The organism is Microbacterium nanhaiense (assembly GCF_014646015.1).
GTDB classification, from domain to species: Bacteria; Actinomycetota; Actinomycetes; order Actinomycetales; family Microbacteriaceae; genus Microbacterium; species Microbacterium nanhaiense.
Window position 1 is genome coordinate 1 of sequence record NZ_BMMQ01000015.1, and the last position, 21,966, is coordinate 21,966.

The 21,966-nt window shown below is 66.4% G+C and carries 22 protein-coding genes, 4 pseudogenes and 1 riboswitch; of the genes and pseudogenes, 16 read left to right on the forward strand and 10 right to left on the reverse strand.

Annotated features, from left to right (window positions below):
* Nucleotides 1-128: transposase (locus IEX05_RS15550; RefSeq protein ID WP_505744126.1), on the reverse strand; the 128-nt coding region annotated here is incomplete at its 3' end.
* A 109-nt stretch (nt 129-237) separates the two neighbouring features.
* Between IEX05_RS15550 and IEX05_RS14885 the strand changes: the two genes are divergently transcribed.
* Nucleotides 238-1,170 carry an IS481 family transposase gene (locus IEX05_RS14885; protein WP_188703222.1) on the forward strand — a complete coding sequence of 311 codons (933 nt, stop codon included), beginning with the start codon at nt 238-240 and terminating at the stop codon, nt 1,168-1,170.
* 63 nt (nt 1,171-1,233) lie between these two features.
* Here the strand turns inward: IEX05_RS14885 and IEX05_RS15555 are convergent.
* The 5 genes and pseudogenes from IEX05_RS15555 to IEX05_RS14905 all read right to left on the reverse strand — a co-directional run.
* Nucleotides 1,234-1,623 (reverse strand): annotated as a pseudogene (locus IEX05_RS15555) (transposase); the annotation flags it as partial.
* Nucleotides 1,541-1,795 (reverse strand): annotated as a pseudogene (locus tag IEX05_RS15560) (transposase); the annotation flags it as partial. The pseudogenes IEX05_RS15555 and IEX05_RS15560, both read right to left, overlap by 83 nt.
* Before the next feature lie 277 nt (nt 1,796-2,072).
* Nucleotides 2,073-2,741 carry a peptidylprolyl isomerase gene (locus IEX05_RS14895; protein WP_188703223.1) on the reverse strand — a complete coding sequence of 223 codons (669 nt, stop codon included), beginning with the start codon at nt 2,739-2,741 and terminating at the stop codon, nt 2,073-2,075.
* A gap of 9 nt (nt 2,742-2,750) precedes the next feature.
* Nucleotides 2,751-3,293 carry an NUDIX domain-containing protein gene (locus IEX05_RS14900; RefSeq protein ID WP_188703225.1) on the reverse strand — a complete coding sequence of 181 codons (543 nt, stop codon included), beginning with the start codon at nt 3,291-3,293 and terminating at the stop codon, nt 2,751-2,753.
* Nucleotides 3,290-3,931, reverse strand: coding sequence for a YkoF family thiamine/hydroxymethylpyrimidine-binding protein (locus tag IEX05_RS14905; RefSeq protein WP_229661369.1), 642 nt, complete (start codon nt 3,929-3,931; stop codon nt 3,290-3,292). Before IEX05_RS14905 ends, IEX05_RS14900 begins: the two co-directional genes overlap by 4 nt.
* A 19-nt stretch (nt 3,932-3,950) precedes the next feature.
* A riboswitch (TPP riboswitch) is annotated at nt 3,951-4,060 on the forward strand.
* 32 nt (nt 4,061-4,092) lie between these two features.
* Here IEX05_RS14905 and IEX05_RS14910 point away from each other — a divergent pair.
* Genes IEX05_RS14910 through IEX05_RS14920 form a run of 3 tightly spaced genes read left to right on the forward strand, consistent with a single transcriptional unit; the run spans nt 4,093 to nt 6,631 of the window.
* Entirely contained in the window at nt 4,093-5,127 is a 1,035-nt protein-coding gene (locus IEX05_RS14910) for an ABC transporter substrate-binding protein (RefSeq protein ID WP_188703227.1), read from the forward strand.
* Nucleotides 5,124-5,894 carry an ABC transporter permease gene (locus IEX05_RS14915; RefSeq protein WP_188703230.1) on the forward strand — a complete coding sequence of 257 codons (771 nt, stop codon included), beginning with the start codon at nt 5,124-5,126 and terminating at the stop codon, nt 5,892-5,894. Before IEX05_RS14910 ends, IEX05_RS14915 begins: the two co-directional genes overlap by 4 nt.
* Nucleotides 5,891-6,631, forward strand: a complete 741-nt coding sequence (locus IEX05_RS14920; RefSeq protein WP_188703232.1) for an ABC transporter ATP-binding protein — start codon at nt 5,891-5,893, stop codon at nt 6,629-6,631. The genes IEX05_RS14915 and IEX05_RS14920 overlap by 4 nt, the downstream gene beginning before the upstream one ends.
* Before the next feature lie 116 nt (nt 6,632-6,747).
* On the opposite strand, the gene IEX05_RS14925 is transcribed toward IEX05_RS14920, so the two are convergent.
* A complete protein-coding gene (locus tag IEX05_RS14925) occupies nt 6,748-7,251 on the reverse strand; it encodes an RES family NAD+ phosphorylase (protein ID WP_188703234.1) in 504 nt (167 codons plus the stop codon).
* Between the two features lie 119 nt (nt 7,252-7,370).
* Nucleotides 7,371-8,345, reverse strand: coding sequence for an HNH endonuclease signature motif containing protein (locus IEX05_RS14930; RefSeq protein WP_188703236.1), 975 nt, complete (start codon nt 8,343-8,345; stop codon nt 7,371-7,373).
* Nucleotides 8,346-8,437: 92 nt separating this feature from the next.
* On the opposite strand from IEX05_RS14930, the pseudogene IEX05_RS15565 reads away from it, so the two are divergent.
* The 7 genes and pseudogenes from IEX05_RS15565 to IEX05_RS14955 all read left to right on the forward strand — a co-directional run.
* Nucleotides 8,438-8,491, forward strand: a pseudogene (locus tag IEX05_RS15565) (hypothetical protein); the annotation flags it as partial.
* Nucleotides 8,473-8,871 (forward strand): alpha/beta fold hydrolase, encoded by a 399-nt coding sequence (locus IEX05_RS15570; RefSeq protein ID WP_373286311.1) that lies wholly within the window; start codon nt 8,473-8,475, stop codon nt 8,869-8,871. The pseudogene IEX05_RS15565 and the gene IEX05_RS15570, both read left to right, overlap by 19 nt.
* Before the next feature lie 53 nt (nt 8,872-8,924).
* Entirely contained in the window at nt 8,925-9,149 is a 225-nt protein-coding gene (locus tag IEX05_RS15385) for an alpha/beta fold hydrolase (RefSeq protein ID WP_229661370.1), read from the forward strand.
* 347 nt (nt 9,150-9,496) lie between these two features.
* Nucleotides 9,497-10,480, forward strand: coding sequence for a phenylacetaldoxime dehydratase family protein (locus IEX05_RS14940; protein ID WP_222843238.1), 984 nt, complete (start codon nt 9,497-9,499; stop codon nt 10,478-10,480).
* Nucleotides 10,473-11,414 carry a LysR substrate-binding domain-containing protein gene (locus tag IEX05_RS14945; RefSeq protein ID WP_268237884.1) on the forward strand — a complete coding sequence of 314 codons (942 nt, stop codon included), beginning with the start codon at nt 10,473-10,475 and terminating at the stop codon, nt 11,412-11,414. Before IEX05_RS14940 ends, IEX05_RS14945 begins: the two co-directional genes overlap by 8 nt.
* Nucleotides 11,411-12,355 (forward strand): carbon-nitrogen hydrolase family protein, encoded by a 945-nt coding sequence (locus IEX05_RS14950; protein WP_188703240.1) that lies wholly within the window; start codon nt 11,411-11,413, stop codon nt 12,353-12,355. The genes IEX05_RS14945 and IEX05_RS14950 overlap by 4 nt, the downstream gene beginning before the upstream one ends.
* A 24-nt stretch (nt 12,356-12,379) precedes the next feature.
* Complete coding sequence (locus IEX05_RS14955) at nt 12,380-13,756, forward strand: MFS transporter (protein ID WP_188703242.1); 1,377 nt, start codon at nt 12,380-12,382, stop codon at nt 13,754-13,756.
* On the opposite strand, the gene IEX05_RS14960 is transcribed toward IEX05_RS14955, so the two are convergent.
* Together IEX05_RS14960 and IEX05_RS14965 are read right to left on the reverse strand one after the other, a co-directional pair.
* A complete protein-coding gene (locus IEX05_RS14960; protein WP_188703244.1) occupies nt 13,711-14,679 on the reverse strand; it encodes a LacI family DNA-binding transcriptional regulator in 969 nt (322 codons plus the stop codon). The genes IEX05_RS14955 and IEX05_RS14960 overlap by 46 nt on opposite strands.
* Nucleotides 14,680-14,803: 124 nt before the next feature.
* Entirely contained in the window at nt 14,804-16,003 is a 1,200-nt protein-coding gene (locus IEX05_RS14965; RefSeq protein ID WP_114117596.1) for a Gfo/Idh/MocA family protein, read from the reverse strand.
* Nucleotides 16,004-16,243: 240 nt separating this feature from the next.
* Here IEX05_RS14965 and IEX05_RS14970 point away from each other — a divergent pair, with 240 nt between their 5' ends.
* From IEX05_RS14970 to IEX05_RS14990, 5 genes and pseudogenes are all read left to right on the forward strand, one after another.
* Complete coding sequence (locus IEX05_RS14970) at nt 16,244-17,638, forward strand: ABC transporter substrate-binding protein (protein WP_188703246.1); 1,395 nt, start codon at nt 16,244-16,246, stop codon at nt 17,636-17,638.
* An 87-nt stretch (nt 17,639-17,725) separates the two neighbouring features.
* On the forward strand, nt 17,726-18,736 hold the full coding sequence (locus IEX05_RS14975) for a carbohydrate ABC transporter permease (RefSeq protein ID WP_188703248.1): 1,011 nt from the start codon (nt 17,726-17,728) through the stop codon (nt 18,734-18,736).
* Nucleotides 18,733-19,623, forward strand: a complete 891-nt coding sequence (locus tag IEX05_RS14980) for a carbohydrate ABC transporter permease (RefSeq protein WP_188703250.1) — start codon at nt 18,733-18,735, stop codon at nt 19,621-19,623. Before IEX05_RS14975 ends, IEX05_RS14980 begins: the two co-directional genes overlap by 4 nt.
* Before the next feature lie 42 nt (nt 19,624-19,665).
* Entirely contained in the window at nt 19,666-20,727 is a 1,062-nt protein-coding gene (locus tag IEX05_RS14985) for a 3-isopropylmalate dehydrogenase (protein WP_188703252.1), read from the forward strand.
* 125 nt (nt 20,728-20,852) lie between these two features.
* Nucleotides 20,853-21,762 (forward strand): annotated as a pseudogene (locus tag IEX05_RS14990) (IS481 family transposase); the annotation flags it as partial.
* Nucleotides 21,763-21,966 lie beyond the last annotated feature (204 nt).

The window sequence follows — 21,966 nt, forward strand, 5'->3', positions numbered from 1 at the left end:
CAGTTCTGCAGGGTCGCTTCGCTGATACCGAAGTCGGCGGCGATCTGTTTGATGGTGACGCCGCTCTCACGGCGACGAGCGACCGCGACGACATCCTCGCGGAACTCTCTGGGATAGGGACCGGGCAGGATGACATCCTCCCCGTCAGCGCCTCCCGACGCTAACGATCAGTTGTCACCGATTCGTTCCTCACGCCCGTTGTTGACAGTTGAGTCTTCCGATTGAGAGGAAGGTTCCATGTCACAACGAGAGCTCGAGCGTCAAGCAAAACATAAGCTCGCCGTGCTGCGGCACGTCGAGGAGGTCAGCGGGAGTGTCGCTGCGACGTGCTGGTACTACGGCATCAGCCGACAGGCGTACTACAGGTGGAAACGTCGCTACGAGGATGAGGGTCTGGAGGGGTTGAAGGACCGCTCCAGCGAACCACATCACCAGCCGAACAAGACCGATCCGGAGGTGATCGAGAAGATCCCCTGGCTGCGCCAGCAGTATCACTTCGGCCCGCGCAAGATCGCGATGTATCTGGCCCGCTACCACGACATCACGATCAGCTCCTCCGGGGTCTGGCGGATCCTGCACAAGGTGGGCCTGAATCGCCTGCCGGCCTCGCAACGTTACAAGCGCCTCCAGACCCGCTGGAAGCGCTATGAGAAGCAACGCCCCGGCCACCAGCTGCAAGTCGACGTGACGTTCATCGAGCCGCTCGGGCAGACGGGGCGGAAGAAGCGCTACTACCAGTACACCGCGATCGACGACTGCACCCGCGTCCGGGTGCTGCGTGCGTACCCGCGCAACGACCAGAGGACCGCGATCCAGTTCATCGACCACGTGCGCTCCAAGTTGCCGTTCCAGGTCGAGCAGGTACAGACAGACAACGGGCAGGAGTTCGGCCAGGCGTTCCACTGGCACCTGCTCGACAAGGACATCAATCACGTCAAGATCCGCCCTCGCACGCCACGCCTGAACGGCAAGGTGGAGAGATCCCACCGGATCGACTCGGAGGAGTTCTACCGGCTTCTCGAAGGCGAGGTCATCGACGACGCGAACCTCTTCGCCGAACGCCTCCAGCAATGGGAAGACCACTACAACTACGATCGACCCCACGGAGCCCTCGGAGGACAGACCCCCTACGAGCGGCTCAAGCAGAAAGCACGAGACCCACTGACATAGGCCTCCATCAGCTGCACAGCGCTTGTAGCACTCTTTCTGCTCGCGACCGAAGGCGATCGGCCGGCCGGGGTGCTTCCGGCGGTGAGCGATCTGGTCGTCGCGCTCGGGGATCGTCGTGGCGATGCCGTGCTCGCGCAACCACGCCCGGTTCAGCTTCGACGGGTAGCCCTTGTCCGCGAGGATCCGGTCGGGCCGCGATCGCGGTCTGCCGGTGCGGCCAGGGACGCGGATCTCGGGGAGTGTGTCGATCAGCATGCTCGTGTCCGCCGCCTGCCCCGGCGTCAACAGGAAGGCCAGCGCTTTGGCTTTCCCGTCGCAGACCAGGTGGCTCTTGGTGGTCAGTCCACCGCGGGAGCGGCCGATCGCGTGATCAGGCGGCTCCGGCCCGAACTTCTTGTAGTTCGATCGAGCCCCCTGTGTCCCGTCGGAGGGTCGCGCCGTGCTGATGGACACGCACGATCGTCGAGTCGATCGACGCCACCCAGTCCAGCTCACCACGCTGATGAGTGAGGGACTGCACCTTCTCGAGAACTCGCGCCCAGACGCCCTGCTCCGACCACCGGTTGAAGCTCTTATAGATCGTGTTCCAGTTCCCGAACCGCTCCGGCACGTCCCGCCACGGCGCACCCGTCCGGTACCGCTACGCTGTTGCCTCTACCACTGCACGACGCTCCACCGGCGGACGCCCCGTCGCCTTCGGAACCGGGAACAACGGGCCGATCACGGCCCAGGTCTCATCGGAGATCTCAGTGCGTGACACACCTCAAGCGTGGCCCGCGCATCGACGATCACCCTTTAGCAACACGACCTACACGGCCGCGCCCGGAAGTGAGAGCCACGAGAAGCTGCGCCTCCTCTCGGTCATCGGAGGCGCGCTTCGCTGAGGGCCGGCTCGCCGGTCGTCAGCCGATCGTGGCCGAGGTGATGTCGACGGGCGTCGCGGGGGCGCCGTCGCCGAGGCCGCTCTCGGTGCCGCCGGCGGCGAGCTCCGCGACGAGCGCCGTGCTCGCCTCGTCCATGTGGCCGAAGACGGTGTAATCGGGGCCGAGCACGGTGTCGTCGTAGACGAGGAAGAACTGCGAGCCGTTCGTGTCGGGGCCGGCGTTCGCCATCGCGACCGTGCCGGCCTCGTAGGTCTCGGAGCCGTCGAGCTCGTCGGCGTAGGAGTAGCCGGGACCGCCCGTGCCGGTGCCGGTCGGGTCGCCGCACTGCAGGACGAAGATGCCGGAGGTGGTGAGGCGGTGGCAGGTGGTGTCGTCGTAGTAGCCCTGCTCGGAGAGCGAGGCGAAGCTGTTCACCGTGCAGGGGGCGCGATCGCCATCGAGGGTGATCGTGATGTCGCCGATCGAGGTCGAGAGAACCGCGGTGTTGGCGTCGGCCGGATCCGCGACGGGGGCGTCGACCTCCTTCGACGCCGTGCCGCTCTCGACGTACTGGCAGGCGCCCGCGGGCGCCGCGCTCTCGGTGCTCGTTTCGGCGCCCGACTCGGCGGGATCCGCGGAGGCGCATCCGGCGAGGACGGCCAGCGAGAGGGCGGCGAGGGGCAGGGCGGCAAGCAGACGTGTACGCATGAGTCGAGATTATTGGACGGACGACAGCTTCGCCTGAGCCATCGCAAGCGCGGCGATCGACTCGCCATCGGTCAGCTCGCCCGTCGTCGACAGCGCCAGCGCCTCCTCGAGCGGGACCCAGCGGCTGGCGGTGATCCCCTCCTCCGCGCGGTGCGCGCTCGCGTCGGCGCCCTCGCGCAGGCCGCGCGCGATGAAGACCGTCTCGCGGGCGTTGCAGACGCCGTTCAGGGCGTGCATGACGCCCGCCTCGATCCATTCGTCGGCCTCGAGACCGGTCTCCTCGAGCAGTTCGCGGCGGGCCGCGACGAGCGGATCCTCTCCGTCGGTGCCGCCGGAGACGATCTCCCACGACGGGCCCACGGTGTACCGCTCGATGTGCACGAGCAGCACGCGACCGGCCTCGTCGAGGGCGACGACGAACACGGCCTCGTTCTGCAGGTCGACGACGCCGAAGATGCCGTCGGATCCGTCGGGCCGAACAACCTCGTCCTCCCGCACCCGGATCCAGGAGTTCTCGTAGACGGTCCGGCTCGTCTTCGTCGACCAGCTCATGCGGGCGTGCCCTGGCTGTTGATCGAGGGGCTGTTGATCGAGGGGCTGTTGATCGAGATCGTTACGTGGGTCGTGACGTGCTGCACGACGGCGCCGACGCCGATCCAGGCGTTCGCGACCGTCTCGAGCACGCGCGAGAGGTCGGCGTCGAGGCGCGTCGCGCCGTGGTCGAGGCCGTCGTAGACGCCCTCGGCCTTCGCCTGCTCGATCGCCTCGAGGATCGGGGTGAGGTGGTCGCCCTCGGATCCGCCGTCGAGCAGGGGATACAGCGACCAGTGCGCGCGGGCGCGCACGCCGGTCGCCTCCAGCGCCACCGGATCCGCGCCGATCGCGGGCACGCCCGCGGGCAGCTCGCACGTCATCCCCGCCGGGCATCCGCGCGAGAGCATCAGCGCGACCGAGAGGTGCGCGCCCGACGCGGCGGCCGCCGCGACGACGTCGCGGACGTAGGAGAGCACGCGCTGCTCGGATCCGGTGATCCAGGTCGAGATGTCGTCGGTCTCGATCGTGAGGCCTTCCGAATCGGCGGCCTTCAGCGCGCCGAGGATGATGTTCACGTAGTCGGAGTCGTAGACGGAGAGCGTGAATCGGGCGCCGACGCCGTACGCCTCGGGGGTGATGTCGGAGAGTTCGGTCACCGGGCCAAGGATAGTAGGCTGTTGCGCACACGGGAGTCCGGTAGGCCGGGCTGAGAGGAAGGTCATCAACCTTCGACCGTCGAACCTGATCTGGGTCATGCCAGCGCAGGGAGACACTCTTCACATACCCGTGCCATCCTTCATCACCAAGGGGCACGCTCATGCAGCAGCACATCATCCGCACGTCGTTCGCACTGGTCGGCATCGGGGCGCTCGCGCTCGCCGGATGCGCATCTACGTCACCTGACGCTTCCTCGTCTTCCGAGGACCACACCGTCTCGATCGCGCTCGACTGGTCGCCGAACACGAACCACACGGGCATCTACGTCGCCCAGGAGCTCGGCTATTTCGAGGATGCGGGGCTCGACGTCGAGATCCTTCCCTACGCCTCGACCCCGGTCGCCCAGCTCGTCTCGGCGGGGGAGGCCGACTTCGGGATCGTGGGGCAGTCCGACGTGCAGACGGCGCGCGCCGCGGGGCTCGACGTCGTCTCCGTCTACTCGATCGTGCAGTCGGACACGGGGCGGCTCGTGTACCTGCAGGATCGGGACGACATCGAGAGCCCGGCCGACCTCGACGGCGCGGTGTTCGGCGGCTTCGGCGTGCCGCTGTACACGGCGTTCATGAAGTCGACCATTCAGGGCGCGGACGGGAAGGGCGAGTTCGACGAGGTCATGCTCGACACCGGCGCCTACGAGGCGCTGAAGAACGGCTCGATCGACTTCACCTCCTCGGTGATGACGTGGGAGGACGTGGAGGCCGAGATCGAGGGCCACCCCTACGCCTCGTTCCGCTACCAGGACTACGGGGTTCCGGAGCAGCAGGCGATCGGCATCGCCTCGAGCGACGCCTACCTCGAGCAGAACCACGACGATGCGGACGCGTTCGTGAAGGCCGTGCAGAAGGGCTTCCAGTACGCGATCGACAACCCGGACGAGGCCGCGGACCTGCTCATCCAGGCGAACGAGGACACGCTCGGCACGGCGACGGAGCTCGTGCACAAGAGCACCGAGCTGATGGCGAGCGACGGCTTCTACTACGCGGAGGGTGTGACGCTCGGCGCCGCCGTGCCGGAGTACTGGGAGGCGCTCGGCGACTACATCATCGAGCAGGGCTTCCTCGTGGATGCCGGCGGCCAGAAGATCACGGAGGCTCCGGACTGGAGCGAGTACTACACGAACGAGTTCGTCGAATGAGACAGGCGCTGAGTGCGGCGCTCCTGCCGATCGTCGCTCTCCTCCTGCTGCTCGGGGCGTGGCAGTTCGTGTCGGTCGCGGGCCTCGTGCCGGCCGACATGCTGCCGGCGCCGACCCGGATCGCCTCGGCCGGTGCGGCGGAGGCGGACGCGCTGCTCGCGAACGCGCTGCCGACGCTCGTCGCGACGGTCGCGGGCTTCGCGCTGTCGGTGACGAGCGCGTTCGTGATCGCGACGGTGCTCGACTTTTCGCGGATCCTGCGCACGGCGCTGCTGCCGTTGTTGATCGTGAGCCAGACGCTGCCGCTCATCGCGCTGGCGCCGCTCGTGGTGCTGTGGTTCGGCTTCGGGCTGTGGCCGAAGGTGCTGCTCGTGGCGTTCGTGACGTTCTTCCCGATGGTCGTCGGTTTCCTGCGCGGTTTCGAGACGGCGGATCCGGAGGCCGAGCACCTCGTGCGATCGATGGGCGGGTCGCGGGTGACGGTGTTCCGGACGATCCGCGTGCACGCGGCGGTGCCGTCGTTCTTCTCGTCGCTGCGAATCTCGATCACCTACGCGGTCGTCGGGGCGATCTTCGCCGAGTACGCGGGCGCGGTGGTCGGCCTCGGCGTCTACATGCAGCAGCAGAAGAACGTCTTCCGCACCGACCTGGTGTTGGCGGCGGTCGTGGTGTCGACGATTCTCACGCTCGTGCTTTACGGGCTGGTCGTGCTCGTTGAGCGGGTGTGCGTGCCGTGGGTGCGCATCGAACAGGGGAGTGCGCGATGAGCCTCGTGGTGTCGCGGCTCGCGAAGAGTTTCGGTTCTCGGAGGGTGCTCTCGGAGGTGTCGTTCGAGCTCGCTCCGGGCGAGATCGTGGCGCTCGTCGGGCCGAGCGGATCCGGGAAGTCGACTCTGCTGTCGCTCCTCACGGGGGCGCTGGAACCGGACGAGGGCACGATCTCGTTCGACGGATCCGCCGTCTCGGGGCGCGCGCGCCCCTTCGCCTACATGCCGCAGCGCGACGTCCTGCTGCCGTGGCGGCGGATCCTCGACAACGCGGCGCTCGGGGTGGAGGTCGCGGGCGCCTCGCGGGCCGCCGCGCGTGCGCGCGTGGCGCCGTTGTTCGCGCCCTTCGGGCTCGCGGGTACGGAGCGGCTGTTCCCGCGGCAGCTCTCGGGTGGGATGCGACAGCGGGTGTCGTTCCTGCGGACCGTTGCGCAGGACAAGCCCGTGCTGCTGCTCGACGAGCCCTTCGGGGCGTTGGACGCGATCACGCGGGACGAACTGCAGCGGTGGCTGCTCGAGATCTGGGCCGAGAACGGCTGGAGCATCCTGCTCATCACGCACGACATCCGGGAGGCCGTGAGGATGGCGGACCGGGTCATGGTGCTGCCGCGCGAGGCCGGGCCGCTCGCGGATCCGGTGCACGTGACGCGCGAGATCCCGCGGATCGACGGATTCGTGACGGATCCACGGGTGCCGTCGCTTGAGGAGGAACTGCACGGGCGGTTGCGCCGGGCGTGAGGGGCGGTGGCGGGCCGTGTTCGTGAGGCTGGGCTGACGGGCGGCGCGGGTTCGTGCGGCCGTTCCGGCTCGTGTCGTTCGGTGAACGTGGGGCGCGGGCCTGTTGGCAGGTCGTGTCAGCGAGTGTGATCGGGGGCGCGAACTCGGGCCACGGGGGCATCGGGCTCGTTCCACCGGAACAGCACGAGGTGCCATAGCCCGGGGCGTTTTCGCGAGGGATCGATCAGGCCGTTCGCGCCGGCCCCGAGAAGCCGGTCGCGCACGGCCCAGGAGAGCGGGGTGCCGCCGGCGTCGGCAATGTCCTGCCAGGGAGCGGCGGCGTTCGCGAGGCTGACGCCGAGCCGCTCCAGGGTAGTGGGGTTGCGCAGGTCGACGATGCGCGAGGCTTCGACGTCGATCTCCACGATCTCTCGTGCGGTCGAACGGGCGCCCGCGTGGGCGATCATCGCCGCCTCGACGCCGTCGACGGAAGAGCTGAGGTACAGCGTCGGCTCGTGGGGGCGGGAGTAACGCCCCGCCGTGCGCGACCCCGCGATCGCGAACTCGCGTAAGTTCGGATCGATGGCGCGGTAGAACGTGCCGCTGATAGGGGGAGCAAATATCGACCCGGTGCCCGTCATAGTGCCAGCATCGCATTTCCCTTCGGCTCGCCGTCGGGCAAAGGCGTGTGTGGTGGTTGCGAGGGGGGGGCTTGTCGGAAGGCGTCGTCGCCGCGTTATCGCGCGCCGTGCTGCGTTGTTTATCCCGAAGTCCAGGGCGGTGGGTCGGCAGGGTCGCGTGAGTCTTCAGGCGTGGGGTCCCACATGTGGTTCGGCGGGGGCGCTGATGGCGAAGGCGGTGCTGACGGAGATGTTGATGCCGATGGCGACGGTGATGCCGCTGGTGGCGACTGCGACGGTGACGTCATCTGTGTCGGTGCGGGTTCCGCTGCGGGTTCTTCCCGGAAGAACACCCGGCTCGGTGGCTCGGTCGCATAGGAGTACCCGGACGGACTCGTCCACTTGATCACCCCGTCGTCAAGTTGCTTCATCTGCCAGTCGGACTGATGTTTCATCACGTGGTGCGCCTCGCAGAGACAGGCGAGGTTAGACAGGGTTGTTCGGCCGCCTTCGGCGAAGGCGTGGGTGTGGTCGATGTCGGTGCGGCGTGCGGGGGTGGTGCAGCCGGGGAATCGGCAGGTGAGGTCTCGTCCGATGAGGGCGCGTTTCTGCCAGGCGGTGGGCCGGTAGTGGTCGATGTGTTCGACGATGCCGGTGTCTGGCCGGTAGAAGAGCCTGTCCCAACCAGGGGAGGCACCGGCGAGGTGTCGTGCGGTGTCGGGGGAGATGAGGGTTCCGGCGTCGAGCCAGGCGGTCCCGTCGTCGGGGTTGAGGATCATGGTTGCCGGGATCGTGACCTGCACCTCGGCGCGGATGTGGGTGAGGGTCTCGGTGGTGCCGGCGCGGTGGAGGTCGTGTCCGGTGGGTTCGGCGCCGAGGAGGAGGTCGATGAACAAGTCGGTGCGGAGCTGATCGAGGGAGCGGTGATCGGTCGCCGCCGTTACCGCCTCCGGGGTGAGGGCCCGAGCGCGCTCCGCCAGTGCTGGTTTCGGGCACGGTGCCATCGGCAGCAGATCGGCATTCCGATCAGCATCCTCGCCGCGACCCTCGGCGTTCCTTACCAGCGGCTCCGCCGACTCGAGATCGGCACCCGCGCTGACCCCGAACTCGAACAACGCGCAAGCCTCGCCCTCGCTCAACTCAGCCCACCGGAGACCACTTGACAGCAATAGGAGCATCCACACAGCGGGACGTCACCCCCGAGATCGTGCTCGTGCGCGGCGCCTGGGGTGGAGCCTGGATCTGGCGCCGCGTTCTGGCGCCGCTCCGCGACGCGGGGTACGACGTGCATGCGGTGACGCTCACCGGGACGGGGATCGCGCGCATTTGCGGACGGCCGATATCGGGTTGCAGACGCACGTCCAGGATGTGGCCAACCTCGTCGAGACCGAGGAACTGCGCCGACCGCTGCTGGTGGGCCACAGTTACGGCGGAATGGTGATCACCGGTGCGGCTGCGGCACTGCGGTCCACGCAGCATCCGCGGGTCAGTGGGCTCGCATATGTCGACGCCATGTCCCGCTCCCCGGCGAAGGGTGGGGAGTTGCGCACTCGCCTGAGATTGCGGCAGCTCGCCAGGCCGCAGCGGCACTGCACGGCAACGCGCTGCCTTCGCCCGATCCTTCCGACGGATTCGCACTGAGCATTCGTGATGCCCAATGGCTGCGCCGGCGGCACGTGCATCATCCATTCGGCATGTATCGCGAACCGCTGGATTACGACGCGAACCTGGTGCAGTCCCTGCCCCGGCTCTTCGTCGACTGCTCCGCGCCGGCGTACCCGACGATTGACCCGATACGGCAGCGAGTGCGGCAGTCACCGGGCTGGCAGGTGGTTGAGATCGCGACGGGGCACTTCCCGATGGTGAGTGAGCCGGAGATTCTCGTGCGTCACCTGCTCGGATTCGCCGGCTCGGTGTAGCCGACGGGGTTGGTGCAGAGGCGCACATTGCAGGCTTGACAGTGCGCTCCTCGCTACAAGCGAGACGGCGTCGTGCTGCCGCAGATCGAGGAGTGACCCCCATACCCTTCACCGAGGGCGCCCCGCCCGACTATCGATAAACCTGATAGTCATTCACACCATTATCAGCTTGGTCGAAACATGTTCGGCATGACCAGGTAACCGGATCGTGTACGTGGCCTCGACATGATGGTCCTCCAAGGCGATGGAGGAGCGAGATGACGTGGGATCCCACATTCCCCAGACGGGTGCCGACCCGTCGGCCCGAAGGGCACCAGCCGCGTGCACCTCGATGGTCGGCTGCGTATGTGGAGCCGCTCTCGGAAATCGTCTCCGACTACATCGCCGTGCAGATCCACGATGGAGCTGAGAGCCCGGCCGAGCACTTCATCCGGCTTGCGGAGAGCAGCGCGGATGCGACCGACAGCAACCGCCCGGACGCCTTCGAAATTCTCAGCACGGCGGACCGCGGCGAGTTCTGGGATCTCATCTTCGTCGGCTACTGGACGGACCCGACCCGGCACGCGCGCTGGAGTGAAGGATCCGCGCTCGGCCGCTGGTTCCGTGACCTCGATCCCGAGACGATCGACTACGGAGCGTGGCGGGAGTGCATCGTCGTCCCGGCGAGCCGGGTCGAGACCGTGTACTCGTCACCCGAGCGCGAGTTCGGTCTGGCGGCATGCGCCGGCATCGAGCTCGAGTCGACCACGACGAACGGATACTTCGGTGCGGCGCGCGACCGGATGCCGATCTCGGCGATCGACACGTTGGAGCCGTCGACGGACTATCCTCGGCGCCCCCGTCCTGTCCCGAGTGCGCGGCGCAGGGTCCGAGCAGAACTCGGCGCCAACGTGTGCGCGATCCGAAGCGGGCAGTATTGGGAGAGCGCCACGGGGGAGCAGCTCGAGGACTACGAGTCCGTGCTCGAGCCGCGGCTCCTGAGCGGCATGAAACACCTCACCGACAACCAGGATGCTACGGGGACGCTGTCTCTGCGCATTCTTCGCAGCACCGGGACGCTGGATGCGCCGCCGCGTCGCGAGACGAGCGTCGTCGGCTACTTCCGGAGTTTGGACGACCTGGAGACCTGGGCTGCCGGGCATCCGACGCATCATGCGATCCACCGCCACGCGATCGAGAAGAACCGCCAGTACGGCGACTCGAGGACCGTCACCACGTGGCATGAGGTCTTCGTCCTCTCGGACGCGCACCACTTCGAGTACGTCAACTGCGATCCAGCGACGGGCGTGCTGCCGTACGCGCGGCGCCTCTGGACGATCTCCGATGACTAGTCGCCCGGCGATCAACCTGCGCAAGCACGATCTCAACCTTTTCGTCGTGTTCGCGGCGCTGATGCAGGAGCGCAGCGTCAGCCGCGCCGCGCGCAGTCTCAACATGAGTCAGTCCGCGGTCAGCGCTGCGTTGGCGCGGCTGCGCGGCACCTACGAGGACCGGCTGTTCGTTCGCGTCCAAGGCGGGGTCGAGCCCACGCTTCGGGCGCTGCGGATGAACGGCGCCGTCCAGGAGGCGCTCAGGGCGATCGAAGTCGCGGTCGGCGGCCAGAAGGCGTTCAACCCGGCGAAGGACACGTTCCAGCTGCGGATTGGAATGTCCGATGATCTCGAGGCGGTCGTGATGCCGCGCCTGCTCACGGAGATCAGCCCGGAGAGTCCCGGGATGTCGGTCTTCAGCGTGCTCACGACCCGCCTGCTCCTGCCGAGATTGCTGGAAACGGGTGAAGCCGACATGGGAATCGTCGCCAACTCCGCCTGGAACAGCAGCCTCCGCCACCGCGTCCTCTTCCAGTCCGGATATCTCACGGTGTACGACAGTGCTCAGGTCGGCCAGACCGGCGCGCTGTCGCTGGCCGACTATGTGGCTCTTCCGCACATCATGATCTCGGTGGACGCGACTCGCGGCATCGTCGATAGCGAACTCGAAAAGCTCGGGATGCGACGCCACAGGGTCGCATCCACCGCGCACTTCGCGATGGCGCCTCTCCTGCTGCGCCGGACACCCGCCGTATCGACGATGCCCGCACACGTCGCCCATGTCTTCGCGCAGGAGTTCGGTCTCACGGTCGCCGACCCGCCCATCGAGTTCCCGCCGTTCGAATTGGCCGCTGTCTGGCATCAGACCAGGGATGCCGACCCCGAGGTCGGTTGGATGGTCGACACGATCAGCGCCCTCACGTCATCCACGAGCACCCTAAGGAGCATTCCATGACCCGCGTGGCAGTAGTACAGGCCGGTTCCGTCGCGTTCGACCCGAGCGCGACGGCCGAGAAGGCGGTCGGCCTCGTCAACGAGGCAGCGGACGCCGGCGCACAGCTGCTCGTCTTTCCGGAGGCATTCGTCGGAACCTATCCGAAGGGGTTGCGCTTCGAGAGCCCGATCGGGCGTCGCACCGAGCAAGCACGCGACGAGTTCGAGCGGTACTGGCGCGGCGCCGTCCGCGTTGATGGGCCGGAAGTGGCCCGCATCGCCGAAGCAGCAGCGGAGCGTTCGGTTTTCGTCGTGCTCGGAGTCGTCGAACAAGACGGGCGCACGCTCTATTGCACGGTCGTCTACATCGACGAACACGGTCGGATCGTCGGCAAGCATCGGAAAGTGATGCCGACAGGAACCGAACGGCTCATGTGGGGATTCGGCGATGGATCGACGCTCCAGGCCGTCGACAGCCCGGCTGGCCGCCTCGGCGCCGTCATCTGCTGGGAGAACTACATGCCCCTCCTGCGTGCCGCGATGTACGCCCAGGGCGTGGAGGTCTACTGCGCTCCGACCGCCGACGATCGAGACTCATGGCTGCCGACGATCACGCACATCGCGCTCGAGGGCCGGTGCCACGTGCTCTCGGCATGCCAGGTGATGCGACGCTCCGACTTCCCCGACGACTACGATCCCGCGTTCGGCGTCGAGCCCGACGACATCCTCATGCGCGGTGGCAGCGCGATCATCTCGCCGCGGGGCGACGTTCTCGCCGGGCCCGTCTACGACGAGGAGACGATCCTCTACGCGGAGGTGGATCCGGCCGAGGTCGTGCGGATGAGCTTCGACTTCGACGCCGTCGGTCACTACGCCCGTCCTGACCTCTTTGCACTCCACGTCGACACGTCCAGCCGCACACCGGTGGTCCTCGAGGAGCGATCACTCACCCCCGCAGTTTGACCACCCGAGAACGGAAGAAACGACATGCCTGACCAGACAACCACCACTCCGGTGCAGCGCCGCTCATTGCGCGCTGCAGCAATGGGGAACATCCTCGAGTGGTTCGATTGGACCATCTACGCGGTCTTCTCCACCTACCTCGCCACACACCTGTTCGACAGTGCTGACCCGGCATCCGCGCTTCTGGCCACTCTTGCCGTGTTCGCGGTCGGGTTCCTCGCACGACCCATCGGTGCCCTGTACTTCGGTCGGCTCGCGGACCGTCTCGGACGCAGGTTCGTCCTTGTCGCCACCATCAGCACCATGTCCGTGTCGAGCCTGATGATCGCGCTCATCCCCGACTTCGCGTCGATCGGCGTCTGGGCCTCCGTACTTCTCGTCATCGCCAGACTCCTCCAGGGGTTCGCGCACGGCGGTGAGTCCGGAGTCTCCTACACCTACGTATCCGAGATCGCGCCCGCCGCTCGACGCGGACTCTGGTCGAGCTCGGTCTTCGTCGGCGTGACGGTCGGCGTCATGTTCGCCACGGTGCTCGGCGCGGGCTTCAACGCCGCGATCGGCCAGGCCGCGGTGGCGGAATGGGGGTGGCGTCTTGGTTTCGTTATCGGTGCCCTCTTCGGTCTTGTCGTTCTGTTCCTGCGTCGCAACGCTGCCGAGACGGAGGAGTTCCAGGCCGTGCAGGCGGAACCTTCGACCGGCGACACCTCGCGCGATGGCGTCGCGTGGACCAAGGGCCGCCGCGTCGCCGCCAGCATGCTCGTCATCCTTCTGGCCTGTGGACACAACTGCGCGTACTACGTCTGGGCGATCTTCGCATCCTCATTCGCCATCGCCGACCGTGGGATGGACCCCACTGCTGCCTTCACCGCGAGTCTGTGCGCACAAGCTGTCGCGATCGTCGCGCTCATCGGCTGGGGTGCGCTCTCGGATCGGATCGGACGCAGGCCGCTGGCGATCGCCTTCGGTGTTTCGGCCATCCTGTTCTTCTATCCGCTGTCGCAACTCATCAGCGATCAGCCCTGGACCCTCTTCGTCGCTCAAGCGGCCGGCATGAGCATCTGGGCGATGGGTGCCGGAATGTATCCCGCCTTGATCTCCGAGCTCTTCCCCACTCGCATCCGCGCGACCAGCGTTGCGATCGGCACGTCGATCTCGGTTGCAGTCTTCGGCGGAACCGCACCGTACCTGTTGACCTGGACGGGGCAGATCGGGGCGTCGTGGGTCTTCTGGGTGTGGACATCGGTCCTCGCGGCGCTCGCCATCGTGGGGGCGCTCGTGATGAAGGAGACCCGAGGAACGGACATGGATTCCGTGGGTTGGCCGTTCCGCAGAGGCGGCGCGACGAGTGCGTCCGATCAGACGCCCGGGGCGCCGATCGTGCTCTCGCGCACCACGAGCTGAGCGTCGTACATCCGCTCGGTGGGCCCGGTTCCGGACACGATCAGTTCGAGCGCGTCTTCTGCCATCTCCCGTAGCGGCTGATGCACGGCAGTGAGCGGAGGCCACGTGAACTGTGCGTCGGGAGAGTCGTCGAAGGATGCCACGGCGATCTCGTTCGGAACGTGGATGCCCGCTCTGTGCAACCCCAGCAGTGCACCGATCGCGATCTGGTCAGAACTGGCGAAGATCGCGGTCGGTCGCTCGGGGAGTTCGAGCAGCTGATCGATCGCTTCGCGGCCGGAGGCGCGGCTGAAGTCCGCGGGGATGTGGGGGCCGAGGGTGAGATCGCGCGATGTCATCGCGTCTGCCCATCCCGAATATCGGCGGGGGTCGCCGTCTGCTGGTCCGAGATACGCGATCCGGGCATGACCGCGATCGATGAGATGGGTCACCGCCGCGCGGACACCACCGTACAGATCGATCGAGAATGTCGGCATGCCAGGCACCGAACTCGGTTGATTGAGCAGCACGGCCTTCAGCCCCGACCGCTCCACGGCGGCGACATCCGCCGAGTGCAGGCCGGTGGCGACGAGCACGGCATCGACCTGGTGCGACGCGAGCCGCTCGAGCGCAACTCCGACCTGACCGGCCCGGGCGCTCACCGTGATCACCGTGGCCTTCCTCGCTGCCGCGGCCCGCTCGACTTCCAACGCGAACGAGGCGAAGAGCGGGTTCGCGATGCTCGGAACGATGAACCCGAGCAGATCGCTGCGTCCTCTGCGCAGCGCCCGTGCGGCCGCGTTGGGCTTGTATCCGAGACGATCGACCGCGTCGAGCACGCGGTCTCTGGTGGCAGGCGAGACGTTCTTGGGGCCGTCGTTGAGAACGTAACTGACGACGGGAACGCTGACCTGCGCCAGTCGCGCGACGTCTTCACGCGTCACGCGGCGCCGCGCACCCTCAGTCTTTTGCTCCACCATGTGGTTGTCTCGTCCCTTCGACCGCCGGCCGTGAATGCGCCACGCCCCGCGACGCCATTGTGGCACGCGGGGCGCGGACGATGCGGGTTCAGGCGGTCGGAGCGTCTCCGAAGTCCTCGATCACGAGGCGTGCGCCACCCTGGCGAGCCGATTCGTTCGCGACGATGCCCGGCAGCGTGAAGCGAGCCGCGACCCAGGCGTTGACCGAGGGCAGTCTGCGCGCGTTGACGGCGCTGACGAACTCGTCGGCGAGGAAGTGGTGGCTTCCCTCGTGGCCGTTCGGCAGCCCCTCGTATTCGGCGGGGAGGTTCGATCGGTCGTGCACCGGCGCGTGACCGGAGACGAATGCGTCGCGCAGATCGGGGTCGACGTGTTCGAGGGCGCGGTCGGTCGTCGAGAGCGTCCGCTGCGTCTGCAGCAGCTCCGTCACGTCTTCGAAGTCGCGCTTGTTCTGCCACACCGACTGCCGGGCGAGCTGCTCGAAGCTGGCGTCGGTGCCGAAGAAGCGGAACCGGGACTCGCGGATCTTCGACGGGTACCCGACTCGGCGCATCTCGTTCGTGCGCATGGCGCCGCCGTCCGCGAGCTCGAACAGGGCGCTCTGGTTCGAGAAGTCGTTGTCGAACGCGCTGATGGAGCGGTCGAATACGCCGTCGCCGAGCGTGTCACGGATTCCGACGCAGCTGACGCTGACCGCGTGGGTCTGCCACGCGCCGAGCACACCGCCGATCGCGTGCGTGGGGTAAAGCATCGGAGGGTAACTGGCCGTGGACTGCCAGTTCTCGCCGCCCGAGTGCTGGTACGCCTTGTAGAAGCCCAGGTCCATGTCGTGCATGTAGTCGCCCTCGGCGTACACGAGTCGGCCGAACGCGCCCTCGGCGATCTTGCCGCGCGCGAAGACGGTCGCGGGGTTGTAGTAGCTGGTCTCGCCCATCATGTACGTCAGGCCGGTCTCTTCGACGGCCTTGATGATCTCGGCGATCTCGTCACGGCTGATGGCCATCGGCACCGCCGAGTAGACGTGCTTTCCGGCGCGAAGCGCCTGCACGACGAGCGGGCCGTGGGTCCAGCGCTGGGTGAAGATGCCGACCGCATCGACGTCGCTTTCGAGCAGCGCTTCGAAGGAGGGATACGTGCCGTCGAGGTCGAACTGATCCGTGAGCGCCTGTGCTCGATCCGGCAGTAGATCGGTGACGTACACCCGGGATACGCCCGGGTGGAGCTTGAACAAACTGGCAAAGCTGCCGGAGAACTGTCCGGCACCGACGATGCCCATAGAGAAACTCATGCGCTGGTCCTTAGAGGTGATCAATCAGCAGGGGACGTCCCTGTCCACGGATAGCGTAACGGTAAAAGTTTCTTCGAAGCAACTCTGTGCTGCTCGCCGTTTATATGCGGAAAATCAATAGTAGAAATCAGTTCTTGACTCATCGGATGCCACGTGTAAACTTCGAGGGGCCCCGGTGCATGACCGCCACCCGGCAGTCACCCGCCCTCACCAGACCAGCAGCTTGTCAAAGGAGACACCATGCACTCACGATTGATGGCGCTCACAGCATCCGCCGTTGTCGTCGCGCTCAGCCTCGCCGGCTGTGCGAGCGATACAGGCGCCAAGCCGCAGAAGGATGATTCGAAGCTCACCATCTGGACCATCGAAGACAAGCCGGACCGCCTTCAGGCCCAGGAGAAGATGCTCGATGCATTCTCCGCCTCCAACGATGTCGACTACGAGCTCGTCCCGATCGCCGAAGACCAGCTCTCCAGCGCCCTGACGGCCGCAGCCGCCGCGAATGAGCTGCCCGATCTTGTCTCCGCGCTCCCGCTCTCGAACGTTCACCAGTTCGCGAACGACGATCTGCTCGACACCGAAGCGGCGGCGGAAGTGGTCAAGAAGCTCGACGCTGGCACGTTCAACAAGGCAGCACTCGACCTGACCCGCTCCGGCGACACGCAGCTCGCCGTTCCGAGCGATGCGTTCCCGCTGATGCTCTTCTACCGCACCGACCTGTTCAAGGCCGCGGGTCTTGATGCTCCGACGGATTACCCCTCGGTGCTAGAGGCAGCCAAGAAGCTCAACGGCAACGGCGTCGCCGGTATCTCCGCTGCCACGTCGGCCGCGGAGCAGTTCACCTCGCAGACGATCGAGAGCTTCGGATTGTCCAATGACTGCCAACTGGTCAACGGCAAGGGCGACCTCGCACTTGACAGCGACAACTGCAAGACCGCATTCGGCCTGTACACCGATCTGATGAGCAAGTACTCGGTCGCTGGCGAGCAGGACACCGCGACGACGCGTGCCAGCTACTTCGCCGGCCAGGCCGCCATGGTCGTGTGGTCGTCGTTCCTCCTCGATGAACTGGCCGGCCTGCGCAACGACGCACTCCCGACATGCGATCAGTGCGCTGCGGACCCGCGTTGGCTCGCGAACAACACCGGTGTCGTCGGCGGCCTCCAGGGCCCCGACGCCTCCAGCCCAGCCACCTACGGCGAGGTCGTCTCGTTCGCCATCATGCGGGACGCTGCTCCCATCACGAAAGACCTCGTGAGCTGGCTGATGAGCGACTCGTACACCGACTGGATCTCGGTCGCTCCGGAGGGCAAGATCCCCGTGCGTACCGGGGCCGAGCCGGGCTCGACCGAGTACGTCGATGGCTGGGCTGACCTCGAGACGGGCGTGGATACGCGTGAGAAGCTGAGCGCGCTGTACTCGCCCGAGGTGCTGGACACGGTCGTCGGTGCAACGAACGACATCGTGCGCTGGGGAATGACGGAAGGTCAGGGTGGCCTGGCCGGAGCCATGACGACCCAGCGGGTTCTGCCGACGCTCTTCTCCGATCTCATCGCATCGGGTGGATCGCTCGATGATGCCCTGGTGAGTGCAACCGACAAGGCCGAGCAGATCAAGTCCGGCCTCGGCGGCTGATCATCAGCGGGTCGGCGCGGAGCCTGAATGCTTCGTGCCGACCCGTGACCGCACGCACCCCAGACGACGACAGAAGAAGGAGCTGAGATGAGCGCAACGACCACGACCGCGCTGCCCGGCCAGAAGCCCCCAGGAGCCCGAGCCACCCGCGCGCGCTCGAAGCGCGACGGTCTCACCCGCCGAGATGCCCGTGACGGACTCATCCTCGTGGCGCCGACCCTCCTCGTCGTCGTCGTGATGGTGTTCCTGCCGCTCGCATGGTCGTTCGTCATCGCGTTCCAGAAACTGCGCCTGGTGAACATCGGCTCGCAGGGACTGTTCGAGGCGTTTACGTTCGAGAACTTCGCTCTGGTGCTCGGGTCGAAAGAGCTCTGGTCGAGCCTGTGGATCACCGTGCTCTTCACCGCCGGCTCGGTGATCGGCTCTGTCGTCGTCGGGCTCATCGCCGCGCTCGCACTGCGCAAGCCGTTCCGGGGGCGCACATTCATCCGAGCGAGCATGCTGCTGCCCTACATCGCCCCGGTCGTCGCCGTCACCTTCGTGTGGCGCATCATGCTCAACCCATCGTTCGGCATCGTCAACTCGGTCGGCCGTGACCGGCTGGGGTGGACCGACCCGATCCCGTTCCTCACTCAGAAAGAGGGGATGCTCGGCATCCTCGGCGCCCAGATTCCCGTGCCGACCGCGCTGCTGACGGTGATCGCCTTCCAGATCTGGCGCTTCTTCCCGTTCGCGTTCCTGTTCATCATGGCCCGCATGGAGTCCCTCCCGGCCGAGATCGAAGAAGCCGCATTGGTGGACGGCACGACCCCCTGGCAGAAGTTCATCCACGTCGTTCTGCCTCAGCTCCTGCCGGTGATGAGCGTGCTAGTGATCCTGCGCACCATCTGGACGTTCAACGAGTTCGACAGTGTCTTCCTGCTCACCGGTGGAGCCGCCGGCACGGGTGTCGCCAGCATCCGGGTGTACGAACTGCTCACAGTGCAGCAGAACGTCGGTGCGGCGTCCGCGCAGTCGCTGGTCCTCGCGGCACTGCTCGTCGTCGCCCTCGGTGTCTACGCCGCGATCCTCAAGAAGTCCGGGAGCCGATTCGAATGACCACCCCCGTGCGCACCCGTCTGACGAGTGACTCCATCCAGCGCGCCGTGCTGAAGATCGCCCGGCCCATGACGATCGTCGTCCTGCTCATCGTCTGCCTCTTGCCGTTCTGGTACATGTTCGTGCTGTCGATGCGTCCTATCGAGCAGCTCCTCCGCGACCCGTCACGTCTGTGGCTCACGTTCGACGAGCTGTCGCTGACCAGTTATCTCAAGGTGCTGCTGCCGACGTCCGAGGGCGGGCAGGGCTTCGGCACGTTCATCGCGAACAGCGGCTTCGTCGCCGCAGGCTCCGTGCTGCTCGCGCTGGCACTCGCGATCCCGGGTGCCTATGCCATCGCGCGCCTGCCGTTCTTCGGGCGGCGGCAGATCAGCGTGTTGTTCCTCGCGGCGTACCTGTTCCCCTCGATCATCATCGCGATTCCGTTGTTCGCTGTGTTCACCCGTATCGGTCTGCGCGGTTCGCTGGTCGGCCTCATCCTCGTGTACGCCGCGCAGACGATCCCCGTCGCGATCTACATGCTGCGCAATTACCTCGAGAGCGTGCCCGTCTCCGTTGAGGAGGCCGGCCTGATGGACGGCCTGACTCGATTCGGGGTGATGCGACGCATCAGCCTGCGTCTGTCGCTGCCCTCGATCATCGCGACCGGCCTGTTCGTCTTCATGATCGCGTGGAACGAGTTCCTGTTCGCCTTGCTCTTCCTCGTCGATCGCCCAGCACAGTGGACGGTCTCGCTCGGGCTGTCCCGTCTGTCGGGTGCGGTCGAGGTGCCGGCGACCGTCCTCATGGCAGGTTCGGTGGTTCTCACGTTGCCCATCGTCATCCTCTTCTTCGCGACAGAGCGCCTTCTCACCGGTGGACTCACCGCCGGCGCCGAGAAGGGCTGAGCGCCCATGTCCACCGCATCCGCACCGGAAGGCCCTTTTTCAGTGAGCACCACTATCAATATCGCCGTCATCGCCGGCGATGGCATCGGCCGCGAGGTCACAGTCCAGGCGCAGAAGGCTCTGGATGCTGCGATCGCTTTCGAGGACGCGTCGATCGCGTACCGTGACTTCACGCTCGGCGCCGACCACTACCTCGAAACGGGGGAGCTGCTGCACGACGCGACGCTCGAGGCGATCGCCGAGAGTGATGCGATCCTGTTCGGCGCCGTCGGGGGAGTGCCGGGCGACCCGCGGCTGGAGAGCGTGAGCATCGAGCGGAGCCTGCTGCTGCGGCTGCGCTTCGCGTTCGACCAGTACGTCAACCTGCGCCCCGCCCGCATCCACCCCGGCATCGGCAGCGTGCTCGGCCCCGATGCCAGAGCGGACTTCGTCATCGTGCGCGAGGGGACCGAGGGTGCCTATTCCGGCTCCGGTGGGCTCGTGCGCGGCGGCACAGCTCAGGCGATCGCGACGGAGGTGTCGGTCAACACCGCGTTCGGAGTCGAACGCGTGCTGCGTTACGCCTTCGATCTGGCTAGGACCAGAGACAAGCGCCTGACGGTCGTGCACAAGAACAATGTGCTCGTCCACTCCGGCGCGTTGTGGGCACAGGTGCAGGCCGATGTCTCGGCCGAGTACCCCGATGTCACGGTCGACTACCTGCACGTGGATGCTGCGACCATTCACCTCGTGCAGCATCCGGAGCGTTTCGACGTCATCGTCACGGACAACCTCTTCGGTGACATCCTCACCGATCTCGCGGGTGCGATCACGGGCGGCATCGGGCTCGCGGCCTCCGGCAACATCAACCCCGATGATCGGTTCCCCTCGATGTTCGAGCCCGTCCACGGATCGGCGCCCGACATCGCCGGCAAGCAGCTCGCGGACCCGACCGCCGCGATCCTGTCGGCCGCGATGCTTCTCGACCATGTCGGTCTGCCGGTTGCGGGACAGCGCATCCGTGGCGCCGTCGACCTCGACATCGAGCATCGGCAAGACGTCGGCATCCGCTCGACCGACCAGATCGGCGACAGCATCGCTGCACGGATCGCGTCCGCCAGCTGAGCAATCCGCAGGGCCGAAAGGTCATCTAGTTGTATTTCCCCGACAGGTTGTGAACGCGTGACATAGCGAAGACCTCCGGCCAGGATGTGGGTTACCACACTCACATTTCTAAACCGGAGGTCTTCATGACTCACGCTAATGCTCCGTTGACTGCTGAGGGGCGACGACGTCTTGCCCTGTTGATAACTCGGGATGGATGGTCGCTTCGCCGCGCGGCCGAGCGGTGTCAGTGCTCGCCCGCGACGGCGAAGCGGTGGGTCGATCGGTACCGGGCAGGGTTGCCGTTGACGGACCGCAGCTCCCGGCCCATGTCCTGTCCGAATCGGTTGCCGAGGCGTACGGAGCGTCGCATCATCGCGTTACGTTTCACCCGCCGGTGGGGCCCGCATCGCATATCACTTGCGATTGCACCGCTCAACGGTCGGTCGTGTTCTTGCCCGATACGCGATGCCTTTACTGTCGCATGTTGATCAATCCACGGGCCTGCCTGTCCGCAAGCCCAAACCGCGGCGCTACGAAGTCGCCGCTCCAGGCCAACTCGTGCACGTGGACATCAAGAAGCAGGGCCGCATCCCGGACGGTGGCGGGTGGCGTGTCCACGGCAAAGGGTCCGCGCAACACCGAGCGTCTGGCGTCGCACGCGGACGGGCAACTCGCGCGGGCGCGACTGGTTCCCGGGGCTACCGGTATCTCCACCACGCGGTCGATGACTACTCAAGGGTGGCGTACTCGGAAATCCTCGACGATGAGCGCAAGGAGACCGCCGCCGGGTTCTGGGAACGCGCGAACGCCTTCTTCGCCAGCCTGGGAGTGACCGTCACCGCGGTGATGACCGATAACGGCTCCTGCTACCGATCCCACGCCTTCGCCGTGGCGCTCGGCGAGAACGTCAAACACAAGTGGACTAGACCCTACCGGCCGCAGACGAACGGGAAAGTCGAACGGTTCAACCGCACCCTCGCCACGGAATGGGCGTATGCGAGGCCGTATACCAGCGAAACAGAACGGACCGCTGCCTACGAGACCTGGCTACACAGAGATGATGGATGTGGCTCCGGTGCCGACGTGACCCTAAATTACACGGACGCCCGCGAGGGTTGTCTTTTTGTGGATCGGGCGTGAGGAACGAATTGGTGACAGTTTCGGTTTAGGCCGCGAGTGTGAGCGGCTCGGCTAGCTTGGCTTCGAACTCGATGGGCGTCAAGCCGCCGAGGGCGTCTTGGGCGCGTTGGCGGTGGT